The 15,396-nt window shown below is 42.2% G+C and carries 12 protein-coding genes; 1 reads left to right on the top strand and 11 read right to left on the bottom strand.

Features of this window, described 5'->3' with window-relative positions:
* Positions 1-2: 2 nt before the first annotated feature.
* The 5 genes from A4E24_RS03055 to A4E24_RS03035 all read right to left on the bottom strand — a co-directional run bounded on the left by A4E24_RS03055 (position 3) and on the right by A4E24_RS03035 (position 10,001).
* Positions 3-698, bottom strand: a complete 696-nt coding sequence (locus A4E24_RS03055; RefSeq protein WP_292351554.1) for a DUF2953 domain-containing protein — start codon at positions 696-698, stop codon at positions 3-5.
* Positions 699-772: 74 nt separating this feature from the next.
* Positions 773-1,201, bottom strand: a complete 429-nt coding sequence (locus A4E24_RS03050) for a GerW family sporulation protein (protein ID WP_292351552.1) — start codon at positions 1,199-1,201, stop codon at positions 773-775.
* Between the two features lie 82 nt (positions 1,202-1,283).
* Positions 1,284-3,461 carry an ATP-dependent DNA helicase gene (locus tag A4E24_RS03045; RefSeq protein WP_292351550.1) on the bottom strand — a complete coding sequence of 726 codons (2,178 nt, stop codon included), beginning with the start codon at positions 3,459-3,461 and terminating at the stop codon, positions 1,284-1,286.
* A gap of 37 nt (positions 3,462-3,498) precedes the next feature.
* A complete protein-coding gene (locus A4E24_RS03040; RefSeq protein ID WP_292351548.1) occupies positions 3,499-4,149 on the bottom strand; it encodes a type IV pilin N-terminal domain-containing protein in 651 nt (216 codons plus the stop codon).
* Positions 4,150-4,811: 662 nt separating this feature from the next.
* Positions 4,812-10,001, bottom strand: coding sequence for a VWA domain-containing protein (locus A4E24_RS03035; RefSeq protein WP_292351547.1), 5,190 nt, complete (start codon positions 9,999-10,001; stop codon positions 4,812-4,814).
* Between the two features lie 31 nt (positions 10,002-10,032).
* Between A4E24_RS03035 and A4E24_RS03030 the strand changes: the two genes are divergently transcribed.
* Positions 10,033-10,347: a hypothetical protein gene (locus tag A4E24_RS03030; RefSeq protein ID WP_292351545.1), complete on the top strand. Its 315-nt coding sequence runs from the start codon at positions 10,033-10,035 to the stop codon at positions 10,345-10,347.
* Positions 10,348-10,653: 306 nt separating this feature from the next.
* Here A4E24_RS03030 and A4E24_RS03025 read toward each other — a convergent pair whose 3' ends face one another.
* The 6 genes from A4E24_RS03025 to A4E24_RS03000 are packed head-to-tail and all read right to left on the bottom strand — an operon-like array spanning position 10,654 to position 15,361.
* Positions 10,654-12,114, bottom strand: a complete 1,461-nt coding sequence (locus A4E24_RS03025; RefSeq protein ID WP_292351543.1) for a hypothetical protein — start codon at positions 12,112-12,114, stop codon at positions 10,654-10,656.
* An 11-nt stretch (positions 12,115-12,125) separates the two neighbouring features.
* Positions 12,126-12,914 carry a hypothetical protein gene (locus A4E24_RS03020; protein ID WP_292351541.1) on the bottom strand — a complete coding sequence of 263 codons (789 nt, stop codon included), beginning with the start codon at positions 12,912-12,914 and terminating at the stop codon, positions 12,126-12,128.
* Between the two features lies 1 nt (position 12,915).
* The gene (locus tag A4E24_RS03015) at positions 12,916-13,386 is read right to left on the bottom strand and encodes a hypothetical protein (RefSeq protein ID WP_292351539.1); all 471 of its coding nucleotides are present in this window, start codon (positions 13,384-13,386) and stop codon (positions 12,916-12,918) included.
* Entirely contained in the window at positions 13,383-14,258 is an 876-nt protein-coding gene (locus A4E24_RS03010) for a hypothetical protein (RefSeq protein ID WP_292351538.1), read from the bottom strand. Before A4E24_RS03010 ends, A4E24_RS03015 begins: the two co-directional genes overlap by 4 nt.
* 16 nt (positions 14,259-14,274) lie before the next feature.
* On the bottom strand, positions 14,275-14,895 hold the full coding sequence (locus A4E24_RS03005; RefSeq protein ID WP_292351536.1) for a hypothetical protein: 621 nt from the start codon (positions 14,893-14,895) through the stop codon (positions 14,275-14,277).
* A gap of 1 nt (position 14,896) precedes the next feature.
* A complete protein-coding gene (locus A4E24_RS03000; protein ID WP_292351534.1) occupies positions 14,897-15,361 on the bottom strand; it encodes a hypothetical protein in 465 nt (154 codons plus the stop codon).
* Positions 15,362-15,396 lie beyond the last annotated feature (35 nt).

The raw sequence follows: 15,396 nt of genomic DNA, 5'->3' as shown, positions 1-15,396 counted from the left end.
GTTCATCTGTAGGTACGTACCAGTAACCAGCCCGTTCTGAGCACACCCCGATCAAGTGCAAAACGCAGGAATGTGGGAATGAACCTGTAGATACGCACCCTCACATCAGCCATCAATTCGAGGTCCAGCACTTTATCGTCGAACCTGGGTTCCAGAAAATAAGAAAAGGTCTGCCAGTAATGATGCAGGGACCCAAATGCTCCAAAAAGAAAACCGCACAATACTCCTGTATCTGCAGGATCCGGAAACCCAAAAGCGACATCACATCTGCCGCATCTCAATCTGAGATTACGAATTGTGCCTTGGAAAAGCCTTAAAAGAGGTTTCTTAACATCATAGAATATCTTAATAAGATCCTTAGCCTTCAGTTCTTTTTTCTTCTTTTCGGTTTTTGATTCTTTTGTGATATTGTCCTTAGAAACTTTGTCCGCATCCTTTACAGTGCCAGGTTCTGAGTTTTCCATTTTTTCCTTTTTACCAGCACCCTTCTTTTCCTTTGAAACAGAACCTCTGGACTCATCCGGATAGAATACCTTGGAATAGGACAGAAATAGCCATTTGACCACTATCCTTCCGGAAATGTCCCGATCCTTTTTCTTCAGGTCCACTATCAGATCTATAGCACAGAAAAGTACAAGCAACGCCAGCAATATGATCACGAGCGCTGCTACCTGTACAACCTGTATTGCAGTTAACATAGTATGCCCGAACAAAGAAAGGATGCCAAAGTACAGGGATCAATAGATATATGATTCTGTGATCTCTATCTGGTTTACTGTTCTTCTACCTCGATTTCAACAGATCCTTCACTTTCATCAGCTGCATCTGAATCATTGTTGTCTTTTCCCTTGTCCTTTTTTCCCTTCATGGTCTTGATCTTCTCGATCAGACCCGGAACTGATTCAAGAAGGACACCAATATCAGATTTTCCGGAAATAGACATCAAACGGGTTTCTTCCTTGGATATGACTATAAAAGCCACAGGCTCTATCTTTGCGCCTGCTGCGCCGCCACCACCAAAACCTTCTTCATTGTCTTTGCTCTTACCCTCTCCACCGCCTGTACCGAAACCAAAGGACACTTTGGTCACAGGAATGATTGTCGTATCACCAATTGTTACGGCATCTCCAACCACTGTCTTGGTGCTTACAAGTCTTTCAAGTTCAGTGGAAACTTCTTTCATCAGGTCTTCAAGTCCCATTGTATACACTCCTGTAAATTTTGAAAATTACGTTTTATAAGTTTATGACCCATACATGATATAAATTATCCTGAGATCTTCGTTATGAATTATCCTGGAAGAAGTTCATCAAGGAGAACTTCACTTTTTCCGGTTGAACATCTACAAACTCCTCCCTCTCATCAGGAGGAAAGATCTCAAAAACAGCGAACTTTCCATATCTTTGACGCGAATCTGTGAGGAAGCGTCCGTCAAGCAATATCCTCACTCCATGATCCATAGGAGAACGCACGACCCTGCCCATGGCCTGTCGTATCTTACGGATCGTAGGTATCTGCACCGCATAGTCCCATCCGGCTCCGGCCCCGTAGGAATGGTCATAAGCTGACTCCACGGCATTCATCCTGTCATTGAGGGCCGGATAACCGACACCTACGATAATAACAGTTCTGCCCCTGCCATCCCGGAAATCCACCCCTTCGCTCAACGTACCCCAGAGATATGAGAAAAGCACACCTTTTCCTCCTTTCTCCCCAAGTTCAAAGAAAGCTTCTCTCACTTCATGGGAAGACACCCCGGCCTCATCCAGGAACACAGGCACGTTCAGTTTGTCACCAAGTTTTGAATAGTATCTTCTGGCTTCAGCTGCACTCTGGAAAAAGATGATTACATTGCCTCTCGAATTTTCGATGGAATCTACCAGTACTTGCTCCACAGCCTCCAGAGCATGAGGGTCGTCCCTGCTTCTTGCAAATAAAGGAGGAACATCTACAGCTATGGTAAGACGTCTTTCAGGGGGAAATGATGTCATGTATGAAAGCTCGCACGTTTCCCGCTTTATACCCAGGGTAGCCTTCACCATATCAAAGGGCCTCAGTGTGGCGGACATAAGAATGACTGAGAACACAGAAGCAAAAAGGGGTTCTGTTACATTGCTGGGAATACAGGTGAAGAGCTCCAGACGCCCATAGATCTGATCGTTTGGGTCCCTGCGCACATTCATGATGGGATAGTATCTATAATCGTTAGACAGTACGAGATAAGAGGATAGGAAATCTGCAGCATGGCGAATATGTGACCTTTTCAGTACTTTACTTAAGCCTTTCTTATATTGTTCTTTGTACTCCTCGTCAAGTGTTTGTCCGAACTCACTTGCCTCGGAGAGCACAAGCTGTATGGCAGCCTCATCCTTAAAACCAAGTTCCAGGGCCTGCCTCATGAACCTGCCCCTTATCAAGTCATTACGCTCATAGGGATCACTGATGCGCATATCATACCAGAGCCGGCCCACCCTTTCCCTTTCACCGAACTTGAACCTGTTGTTGTATGTTTCCCTTATGATTTCATTTAATATTTTGAACAATTCAACTGCACGGCTTTCAGGCATCTGGTCCTGATCGGCTTCTATCTCTGAGATGGCTTTTTCAATGGTATGCTCGGTGATGGTCATTGATGAATGTGAACGTGCTGCAGATTCCAGGTTATGTGCTTCGTCAAAGATCACTATAACATCCTGGGGCTCCTTATCCAGCCAGGTAAGCAATGTTGCAAATATCTCGGCACTCAGTACATGGTGAAAATTACAAATAATGAGATCTGCATACTTTAATTCCCTTTTCAACAGTTCATAGCCACACATACCTCTTTTTGTGGCGTACTCGTTAATCTCCTCAGGAGTGCGCACATCAGCGAAAAGCCACTGCCTGAACACCTCACTTTCAAAGCGCAGTACCTCATAAAGATCATTGCATGCCCTCTCCCTTATACCACGAGCCTTTTGTTCACCTGCCTCTATTTCGTTGAACAATGCATCTCTTAAAGCTATGAGCGCCGGATCCTTGGAGCGTTTGTAGTTTTCTGATGCAGACTTAAGCTCCTTTTTCTTCAGATCAAGTTCCTTTTCCAGTTCTATCAGCTCAAAGGTATTGTCCCTTTTGATCCGGCATTCCTCATAGTCTACTTCATGGGGGCACATGGCAGCCTTACCCTTTACCACCGCCACCTTGACATCATTTCCCTGCTTTATCTCCCTTGCCTCGTTGATGAACTGCACCATCTGCTGGTGGACGTTAGTTGCAATGATCACAGTTTTCTGCAGCTGCTTACCTACATTGAGTGCAGGGGCAAGAGAACTGAGGGTCTTGCCAGTACCGCATGCTCCCTCGAAAAGTATGATCTCCTTTCTTAGAAGTGCAGAATATATCTTTTCCATAGCATCCTGTTGGTTAGGATAACAGTGTTCCTTGGGGAAATAGCGTAAGTATCCTCTCTGTCCGCTCATCGCACTACCTTATACCTTTCTGTACTAATAATTTGGGTTATCTCTTCTTTGCAGCCATGACTTTTGCATCACAGCTTGAGATCAGCCTGTTGGATGGACTTTCTATGATCTTCACGATAATTTCTGTTCCCTTCTTCAAACCGAAGTTGTTTGAAGTATTGGTGATGCTTCCGACTTGCACACTTACAGTTGAATTGTGACCCAGACCATCGTCACCGTTAAGAACGATCACTTCTCCTGCAGACCAATAACCATCTGCTATACAGGAGTTCCTTTTGGCGTAATGTGTTTCTTTTCCTGTGGAACATAGATCAAGGTATGTTACCTGCACATCTCCATTGACAATTCTTCCTCCATGCGCCACCACCCCGGTATAACTGCTACCCTGTCCAATAATAACTATCCTTATGTTTTCAAGGGGTAGGGGATCACCTCCATTATGTGCCAGTGTTATGAGATTTTCCTTGTATCTGACCTCATTCGGTATGCCGCCCTCTATTAATTCTAGTTCCACATCTGCTGTTAACCCCTTTTTTAAAGGGTTAGGTACTCCGGCAAGTGAGACAGCAGTGATTCCTATAAGCAACATTGTAATAGCCAGCATCAGCAAAGTCCCTACTACAGGACTTATTCCCTGGTCTGTGAACCGGACTTGCATAAAGTAGGGAAAAGATCGTTTTTGGCCCATACCTCGAATTACAGAATACTAAATATATAAATTATTCTAAAATAGTTAAACACTAACTGTTACTACGTCGAAGGTATTGTTCTTAATATTTTAGGGTTCTTTTGAACTAACATTCAAATGGAGGATTTATTGAGGCTATTTCTAACTGTAAGCAGTCAATAATACCTCCCCCATAAAAAGTACATCTTAATAATTGATTAATTACGCAAATCAGGACCTATTTAACTCTAATACACAAATAAAGTATTAAGAATCCTTTAATGGCCACCTATTGATATACAGGCTATTGTTACTGTTTTTTTAAACATCCAAGTCAAAATAAATAAAGGATGAATATACCACTAAAAGAGAAATAAGACAATATTTGAGAGTAAAATGAAAATTAACCTTGTTTTGTGATGTACATTTGAAGGGAGAATATGGATTGGTACTAAGATAGAGAAAATAAGTTATATTAATCCTAAAAATGAGTTCTACTTTCAAAGGGCCCTAAATATTTACCGAAATAGATTTCGAAAAGTGCATCTCTGCTTAATTTCAAGATATAATTAGAAATAACTGGGAGTTGCTTGAACTTTAAAAGGAACATCAATACAAAAATAAAAGCATAAGGTTGAATAAAGCAACCTCTCATTTAAAAAGATTCGTTATAACAATTCTCTCTATTTGATCCTGATCATCCCCTTTGGTCTGACCACAAGTAGTGCATCATCACTTATGCTCTGGTTATTCCATAAATGAGCTGTAACATAAGCGTTCCCCGCAGTAGCACTTGAGAAATTCAATTTATCTGCACCACTCACATCATACATGACAATAGGATTCTCGTAATTATTGAAGAAACCAAGATTAGTATAAATGATCACAGTAGCTACGGCAGGGTCACCGGTCTTGGCATCCTTTACAGACAGTTCCAGCTCAGAGGGCTCATTTATTAAAAGCATGGATTTATCAGCGATCAAAGAGATACTTATTGGAGAGGATGTTATGCCTCCTGAGTTACCTGAAATAAAACCACCTGCTCCAGCTGGCACGGATACTGTAACATTCGTACCGTTCAGGTCAATATAGTTAATATTGGACTGTGGCATGATGAGAGGAACATAACCTGAACCTTGTAAGATCATCTGATACCAGATTCCCCATTTTTCACCTGGACTTAGGTTCGGAAGCTGCCATGTAAGGACTGACCTGTCATTCAGAGTTGTAATAACTGGTTCTGCATTACCTTGCTTTGGAGGTTTGGGAATAACAAAAGAACTTCTGTTACCTACTGTATTGTTACTGCTTCCAGAAATGTATGTGGCCTTTGCCAATGTGTATGGTGTTCTATAATTACGAGGTATGTGAATATTCAAAACTGGCCCATTAGCTGCAAAGTCTGTGATCTGGTCGGCAATACCCTTGAAAATATTCTCCAGGACACTGGAATTTGGTGCAAAATAATACTCTCCACCTGTAAGACCTGCGATCTCAGAAAGCACAGGATCTACATCAGACTCATTATTCCCAAATCCAACCGTATAGATCACAGTGTTCTTCTCCTTAGCTTTTAGAGCCTCCAGCATAAGAGAATGATAACCTGCATTATCAATACCGTCGGTCATGATAACTATTGTTGAATTGCCGTCTATAGGGTAAAGTTCTTCGTTAGCCTCGCAGAGTCCTTCATCTATGGCGGTCAGCCCATCAGCTGTCATGGTATCAATAGCATTGTTCAGATGTGAAAGCGAATCATTTTGAAGAGTAGATATAACACTTGCTCTCCATTCTGTCCATGTGACTGGTGTACTCTCTATTGAAGAATCCTGAACAGTGAAATCAAGATCAAAACACTCATAGGAATATGATGAACTTGTTTCCACTTCAGATGCAATGCTCCATCTGGTTCCATCCCATTTTTGTATGTTAATATCACTGGCACCATCGGAGGTCATGAGGAACATCTCATTTGACAGAGGATCAGGTGTCAATTGTACCCACCTGGTATAACCACTGCCCTGAAGGTCAAATGCTGATGCCTCAGAGCTCCATGCACCGTCCCATATCCTGTATTTGGGAACTGTACTTGGATCTCCCCACACAACCATACCTCTGCCACTTTGCTGTTCAAAGGCAACATCCACACTCCTTCTGCTATATTCAGATACGGATGTTTCAACTCTCATACGTGAAGACCACGTAACACCATTCCAGACAGCTACATAGACATCAGAAGCTGAATCCTCCATAGCCATGATAATATTATTGGAATTGGGATCTGCTGCCATTTTTATCCAGTAAACGCCACTTGAGCCATAGGAGTACAAAGTATTTTCACTGCTCCATGAGTTGCCGTTCCAGATACGATACTTCACTGTGTCAGTGGTTCCATCTGCCCAGACTACAAATGCACGGCCTGTTTGCTGCTCATAGATAACATCAAAGCACTGGTATTCGTAACTCTCTGCATTGTTAGTTATTGATATACCATTACCCCAGCTGTTTCCGTTCCATACCTGAGCCCGCATGTCCAGAGTATCATCTAGCGTTACAAGTATCATCTCGTCTGAAAGCGGATCAGAAGCCATTTTTACCCAACCCACATCTTCAGCACCTGCTGTGATGGCATTTGCAGCACCTGCAGAAGACCATGAAGCTCCGTTCCACGTTCTGTACCTTGGAATGCCATCATCGATATTCATATCCATATATGCTATCAAAGCATCTCCAGATGCCTGTTCATATGCAATATCAAAACCTCTTCTTTCTGCAGAGTCGGCATTCGCTGAAAATTCCCTAACTGATCCCCAGGCAGTACCGTCCCATACCTGTACATTGATATCTCTCTGGTCGTCTAATGTTCCCATGATCATTTCTGGTTTATTTGGTGAAGGTGCAGTTACGATAAAGTTCGGTCTGCCACCAACATAATTTGCCGATTGCTCATCAGACCACTTCTGTTCATTCCATTTCCTATATTTAGGTGTTCCACCTCCTCCGGTACTGTCATAATACGTGGCTATCACAGTCCTGAGATCTTTACTTGATACAGAAACATCAAATGCCGTATCGTTCTGAGTTCCGGAATATTTGCTCACCTCAATATGGTATGTATTCCCAGCGTAAAGAGGAGAGCTTACGCTGCAGAAATGTGTGGTACTGTTCGATGAAGCCAGCAGGTCAATGCCCTCATAAAGAGCCAGGCCAAGTTTGCTGCTATCATTCCAGCTCAAATTGAAATAATAGTTAGCATCATCATCCACAGTGAAATAGCCCACCCAAGTACTGTCGTTTCTTACGTAGCTTGCCTGAGAGCCATTATTTGTTACGGAATCGAAACTGTAGAGCACCAGACCGGCATTGTCTCCTCTGCTTTCATCAAAACTTGATATAAAAGAGTGAGATGCTATCTTTGTTGCACTTTTTTTGTCGATGTATGTCCTGATCCTGAAATTTTCTGTGCCAGTACCGGAACCTTGTACACGGACAGTCCAGTTACCTGTGAGAACGGAATCTGCATCGTAATCAGGGTAAGTATATGACAATGGAGATGTCCATATGTATTCGGAAGATGTGGCGGTGGAATTGGGATAATAGCCTATGGTATTGTAACCCATGCCATGTCTAGTACCATCTGGAGCAATAAGCTCCAGATCTAGATCTTTAATATTATTGGTCCAATCAAGCTGGACCTTCAGATCATTGATGGTCCTGTTTACTGAGAATGTATCGGTGAATACACTGCTACCAGTTACACTACCTTGTGCTGTATAGTCATAAGGAGTGAAACCCTCAGTGCCGTATTCAATATCAGTGATGTCATAATCACATATATCCTGAGCTATTGAATCATATACCTTTTTCAGATCAGAGCTTGTTGGTGCATTGTAATATCTGCCATCTGTTTCAAATGCTATCTTTTGCAATAACGGCTCATCAAGGTTTGTTCCAAGGCCTATCGTATAAACTGTTATACCGTTCACTTTTGATAATGAAATAGCATTAGTACACTCCTGGTCGGAACCAGCATTACACACACCATCTGTGAGAAGCACTATGACCTTTCTTGTATCGGCTCTGCCGGTTACGAGGAGATTGTTAGCTGCAGCCATCGCATCACCTATGGCTGTCATTCCACTGGGGTTCAATGCAGTTATTGCAGTTTTGAGACTAGTCTTATTGTCATAGGAATTCATCAAAGTCAGGGGTCTGTCGGTCGAAGCAGAACTTGAAAATGAGACAAGTCCAACGTTTGAGTTGGACACCAGATTATCCAGGAAATCTTTTGCAGCATTTTTTACATTTGTCATTGGTTGGGGTGGATTTAATCCGTCGTCTCTCATACTGCCTGAACGGTCGAGAACAAGCACCACATCCATTGGTGTACCTGCATAATAGTCCGGGTCCATACTACCCGAACGGTCCAACACAAGTACGGCATTTGCAGCCGGTCTTGTGATCTGAAGATCACCTTCGATGGATACAACAGTAGTAACATTGACAATATCACCGGATTTCAGAGATTCAGGTTCCACATTGATGGATGTACTTAGAAAAGGTACGTCTTTGACTGTGATTGGAATGAACGAGGTCACATTACCTGATGTGGCAACAATAGTAGTATTTCCTGGAACATTACTACAGAAGAACTGCAAAGTCACTTTACCAATATCATTGGTAGTTGCGTTTATGGTCGTGGCATTGACACCACTCATCGAAAGGTTACCCAGTGTAGCGTTAGTACTGCTGACAGTAATGTTTATTCCGGGCAAGGCATGTCCCCATTGATCTATTGCAACCACTTTGATCTGGCTTTCATGATTGCCGTTCAAACCCCTTGCAAGCAGAGTTTCGTGTGAAGCGTAGATATTAAGAGTTAAGTTAGAACCTGGTATAAACTCCAATATTGTGGAATTAGTGATATTAGTATAGCCGCTGGCATTTCTGTAGATAGCATTGATACTGACATTTTCTACGAAAGGAGTAGGGCCTACCTGAGTGCTTGCTTTTCCCTGTTGATTTAGAGGAACTATTGTAGAACTGTTGCCACTATAGAAAACAACCTGTTCTTTGATCGGGAACCCTTTAGGAATAATTGGATTGAGGAACTGATCAGCAGCCTGAGCTGTAAGCCTGTATATATCTTCGTTGTTAGCATAAGCAGATGTAGGGGAAGTGGTAAGGAAAAGATTGTCGACCACATCTGCAAGCCCTGTTATTGTGACATAACCACCCACAGAAGTATTGTCAACTGTAATGCTGATGATGTTCTCGCCTGCTCTTTTATCTGTTCTGAATGAAGTGAAAGCAAGCCCATCAATTCCAGTAATGTAAGTAAGGTTACTGAAAAGAAGGGAATTATATTCATTTGGACTGTTATATGGGGTCTGTGCTGGGGGTGTTGCATTAAATAGGACAACGGAATTATTTACAGGATTGTCAAAAGTATCATAAACGCGTACAGTAATGCTCGAAGTAGTGTTGACAGTATATTCATCATTATACCATAAACCTATCCTAGAGGGTGCAGCTGGCTGAACTTCAATATCCTTTGAGATACTTACACCCCCACACGATGCAAAAATGTTGATATTACCTGCAATAGTAGAATTTATTTTCAAAGTTATGTTTTTGTCATCTGTTACTGAATTTCTGAGGATAATATCGGTACTGTTGGCCTCTATATGAGTCAATGTATGAGATGTTCTCATAATCCCAGTTTCATGGATAACATTGCCGAAAACATCTTCAAGAGTGATGTTCAAGGTAAGGGTAGCAGTGTCATTGACGTTCCCGAACTGATCCAGCATGCAGATTGTAATATTGTTAATGTTGCCTGCAGTGACCGGGTTACTTGATTCGGTTATCATTATACTTTGGGGACTCAGAGGAGAAAAAGTTATGTTCGTAATAGCAGAAGCACTTCCTACGCTTGCATTAACTGTTGCAATGCCCGACTCTGTTGTTGTAAGAAATATCCGACCATACCCGGATGCATTGGTTAATGTTGAGGCTGAGTTCAGGTTGCCAAGACCCGTTATGAAATTCACAAGCACATTGTTCAAAGGTGTGGAGTTATCTGTGACCTTGACTGTTACACTCACATTATCTCCTGCACTGTTCTGGACATGTAAAGGGTACAACTCTATGGTTAAAGCCATGGCAGACATACTTAATGAAAGAAGCATCAGGAATAGGATCATTAATCTTGTTTGAGCTCGCATTGCAAAACCTCAGGCACATTAACATTTCGGCAACATTGGGTATTTTCAATTAACAATACACTCAAGTTTCCTCATGAACATGTATATAAATGAAATGAACATTAAATTCTTATTTTTATTGTTATTAAATTTTGTAATGCCTGCAGTCAAAAAAAATCTAATAAGTTTAGAGTATATACTGTTCGAAAAATAAGTTTTCAGAACAATAAATGCTTTAGGTTCATAGGATGACCCACATGGACCGTGAAATCAAAATCATCTTTACAGACGGTTGTAGATAACGATCATCCATGAATCCTCAGGTGAGTGAAGCTGAAAGATCATTCCTCGTCACATGCAGGTATGTAATAGCCCCAGGCATGCCTTCATAATACAATGTCAGGCTTGACTCATCATAGTCCACAGGGTCAGACTTTCCCGGACTGTTCAGGCTGAACTTCACAGTCCCATCCATTGTGATGAGCTTCATGTAATGCTGGGTGATGTTGTATAACGAAGTCTGATCCCCACTATGGAAATCTACATTTGGTGGCAGGCTGATGGCACTTGTATCATTCCATGAAAAGTCTTTAGCTCTATCATACTTCATTTTAAAGTTCTTATCCAGCAAATCCACGATGGCTTGCTGATCCTGCTTGGTACCTGTTACAGGGAAAATATTGACACCATCCCATTTTTCGATATATGAAGCTGCTGCAGTATCCTGATATGTCACAGTAAGCTGAAGCTGGTTCGCTCCTCCTTTCTTTGCCAAGGAATATATCAGGGTCTTAGTGCCCGATGTCGCAGATATCTGGTAATTCGTAGGATTCAGGCCCTGGGAAGCCCTGGCGCCAAGATCAAAAGAGAAATTGTACATAGGCGCAGAACGGGAAACATTAAGTGCTCCTACCTTAAAGTTGTGGGTAAGCACCGATTTGCCCATAGGCGGCATGACCTCAAGTTCCACCACTGCTGTGCTGTTGGGTCCATCCACAGTGGCGCTTGTATATGCAAGCGTGTTAGCGTAGTCAGCCCACGCATTATAAAAATCACTTTTAATGTATATGAGAACCTTATCGGACTTGACAGGATTGGTCATCCTGTTGTCTGTGATAGGGTCTGGATATAAAACTGTGGGCATGTTATTGGAACCCACCGTTATCCCTACATCAGTATCCCCACTGATACTTGTGTTTCCATTGATGCACATTATTGGCAAAGTCAGTGTCTCACCATTATAGTTGAACTCGGGAGGCGAGATCATAACAGCTTTCCCTGTAGGATATTTTGACCAGACACCTCCACCTTCGTATGCTACTACACGGTCATCGTTCTTGAAGATGATACTGCCCATGGAAGCATTGAACATAGTGAAGTTCGTTTCGGTCTCAAAACCTTCCCAGGATCCCCATTTATAGCGTTGCTGGCTGAAACTATCATACCAGGGAGCATCAATGTCAGCCAAAACCACCTTTATCTCACTGTTACTGTATGACTCGCTTTCTCCCTTGACTTCCAGCGTGCCTCCCATGAGAGATAGAGATGTGGTCTGTATAGGCGACTCTCCCAGAGCTACCTTGCTAGCCCTTGAGTCAAATACCGTGAAAGCCTGTTCTGCTTTCTGTGCTTTTGCCATATCCTGCATATCGTTGATAGTAGGTGTACCGTATAGAAGGATAGCACCTACAGAAAGAGTAGTGAGCATAAGGATGATCACTACCCCCACCACTGAAGATTCGGCTTTTTGACACTTGATGACCACGTTTTTCCCTGTCATATTATCTCCTTTCATTGAATTGTAACCCTCATGGGTGAGGAAACTATTACCACGTCTATGTTGTCCGGGAGGTATTGCTTCGATGCAGACACAGTACCATTTAACACATCGTATTCAGTTACTTGCATACCCATTGTTTCATTTAGAAATCGTCCCCAACCATCGTAATATTCACTTCCAATGGTGATGTTGACCATTGATACATTCTCATACCTGTGCACAGAAGGCAGTCCTCCATCGCATACAACCCTGACAAGCCCTGTTCCTGAAACACTTGAAGAACCGGACAGCATAACCACAGGTATCATTAATAGATCCTCAGCAACTGCAAAATTGGGCTTCGAGATCATCACCACTTTTTCCCTTTCATACTTTGCCCAGGCCCCGGTGTTCTCATATCCGATAGATCGCTCTTTGTAACGATTTTCTATTACTCTCAACTGTCTGTCAAAAGACTTTGTATCAACTACGTGGGTGGAAGAATTCCATACCTTCATCTCCACAATGATGGAACTGGTACCTGAAACAGCTGCAGTGCTTTCATGCAGCTTTATTTCCACTGACTGAGAAGGTGAGCTGCCGAACGCAACCTTGTTGATATTTGATGTCAGTACAGTAAAGCTTTGCTTTATGTTCTCTGTATGTTGCGCTTCCTGCATATGTTCCACCAAAGGAAAACCGGCAGTACCTATGATAGCTATGGCAAGTAGCATGATGCCCATGGTTATACTGAAATCAACCACTTCTGAAACAGCTTCTTCAGCATCCTTTAAACTTTTTTGGGTATCTTTGAGGGCCATGTCACCTGACCTCCAGAGTCCTGTACACAGGATCATATACAATATAGTGTCTTCCAGCTTCACTGAAGATGGTACTTTCAATGACCCTCATGTTTTTAGTACTGTAGGGTACCATTACCTTAGTTTCGGCCTTGTCTCTGGATCGCAGCAATATCTCATGGCTGCTGTTAACTATGCTTACAGAATAATGTTCTCCTGCTATCCGATCAGGAAGATCGAGATCATATTCCAGCACCCCGATGTATGCTCCTGAATTGTCCATAACAGCTACAAGAGAATCTATGCTGGAGATCTGCATCGAAATGTCATTTCCATGGATCTCGAACTCACTTCTCATAACAGTCTGTTCTGCCCTGTCCATAAGCATGTAGAAAGCAGTAAGTACGGTGACAAGTGCCACAACACTGATAACAAAAGTAAGGATGAAACCAATAGAAATAGAAACAGCAGCCTCATCTTTAAGGAGTTTCATTTTCTGCCTCCGGGAACAGGGATAGGATATGAAATGAATATTTCTTTATCAGAAGATACTACAGTAATATTAGCAATCACTACTGCATGCCTTGAGATAGTAAACGGCTGACCATCAACAAGATTTCCTGAAATAGTGAATATACCTTCACCTGCTGTGCCATTGACGACATTTATCTGATACTCGTGGGAAGATGTAAGATCATTGAAACGGAAATTAAAGTAGCTGGTCCCGTTCGTCCCATCACGGATGTTGTTCCCTGTGATATTCAGATAAGTGTATCCTGAAGAAGTTGCAGTATCCAGTGTGGAATTGGTGTCCATAACACTCACGTGCACATTGCCTCCAGAATTGTGGATGTCCATAGCCCAGAGCATGTTGCTACCCATTTCGACAGCTTCAATGCGCAAACAACCCGAATTATTAGAAAGAGTACTGGCATCTGGTATTTCCATTATGAAAGCATCTGTCAGGTTCACATTCCTTACCAATGTCCAGTTAGCCACACCATCTGCCATGCCATTCTTTGAAAAATGGGCATTTATAAGCGTACTATTTTCTATGTTCAGGCTTGTTCCAGAAAAAGCGAACATCTTAACTAATTGATCTTCGTATGATGAAAGAAAATTTTCGAATACGTTGCTATCAAAAGTACCGGATTTTTTTGCACTTATATAGGCATCCTCATAAGCATGTGAAGTTAGGGCAAGCACATTTCCCATCTCAGAAGAACTGGTCTCAGTGCTGGAATCAGAGGCCATGTTGCTTGCATATATGACATTATTGAGCATAACAGTGAATACAACGATGCCCACACCTATAGCAAAGCCAGCGATGAGTAATATCTGTGCTGAATCATCATCCAGTCTCATTATGTTTTCTCCTTGATCACATTCTCCAGAGGGTAAGCTTCACATCCACTATGTTATAGAAATCAGAAGATGGATCCGAGTCAGGTATACCAGTGTTCGCCATAAAGGAGATCGGATCAGATAAATCGAAGTCGGAAAGCAATACTTTCCTGGAAACAGAAACTGCGTTGTCGGAAGGATCACCATTGTAGATATAAGCTTTCCCCTGGGGTAGTCCAGAGCGGTCGATGTATATAAATAAAACATTATGTGCTATCCCTCGGGGTACAGCTATCTCTTTAAGTATCCTCGAAGTGGAACTGTTCAAAAGATTAGAGTTCTTAGTATTGACTGAACAATATGCTGTACCGTTCCAGGAAAATTCCTGGCCGTTCCATGAGATAATGTCCTGCTTAAGAGATGAGGCATGTGCAGAAGAGGTATGGTCCAGCACATTAAGCATGTCCTGCCCTATTGTTTGCATCTGGGCTTCAATGTGGGCATTTGCCGTAGAGGATGTAAGTGGAGTAAGAGACGTGGCCTGCACAGTGAACACAATTACTGAAACCATTATCATAGTGGCAGTGACTGCTTCCAGTGTGTGTATCTGCCCTAAAGAATCTTTTTTCAGATTAAAGTTGATACTCACTCTAGTCATCTCACCACACCCTGAATGACATTATGGCAGTATGTGTGTTACCGCTACTGTCCTCTACTAAAACTATTCTTTTAGTCTGTCCTATGCTTCCCACATCCGGAAGACGTTTCCCGGCATATGAGACAACTTTTGTGCCATTCTCCAGGGAAACGTTAAGATCATAGATGAAAAACGTACCACTGATCCCAAGCGAGTTTTGAGTGCTTGTGTAATTTGTATCCAATTGTGTGAAGAAATCATCCATGAGACTACTGTTAACCATGTTGGGCGTCTGTGGATCACCCGCACTTATCTGATCTTCTACCACAGTTTTTGCTACTCTATCTGCTATAATGGTCACCTCATCCGAACTTGATTCAAATGGTGTGAAAAGTCCTGTGGCATACTGGAACACAAATACGAGAGCTAGCAGGAATATCGTAATACCTACCAGATAATCCAATGTTATCTGCCCACTTTCATTCATTTGATAGAATATATTTTTGTAAATATATAAATATA

This window comes from Methanomethylovorans sp. PtaU1.Bin093, from assembly GCF_002067275.1.
GTDB lineage: Archaea > Halobacteriota > Methanosarcinia > Methanosarcinales > Methanosarcinaceae > Methanomethylovorans.
Note: the sequence above shows the minus strand (reverse complement) of the source record. Positions and strands in the feature narration are given on the sequence as shown.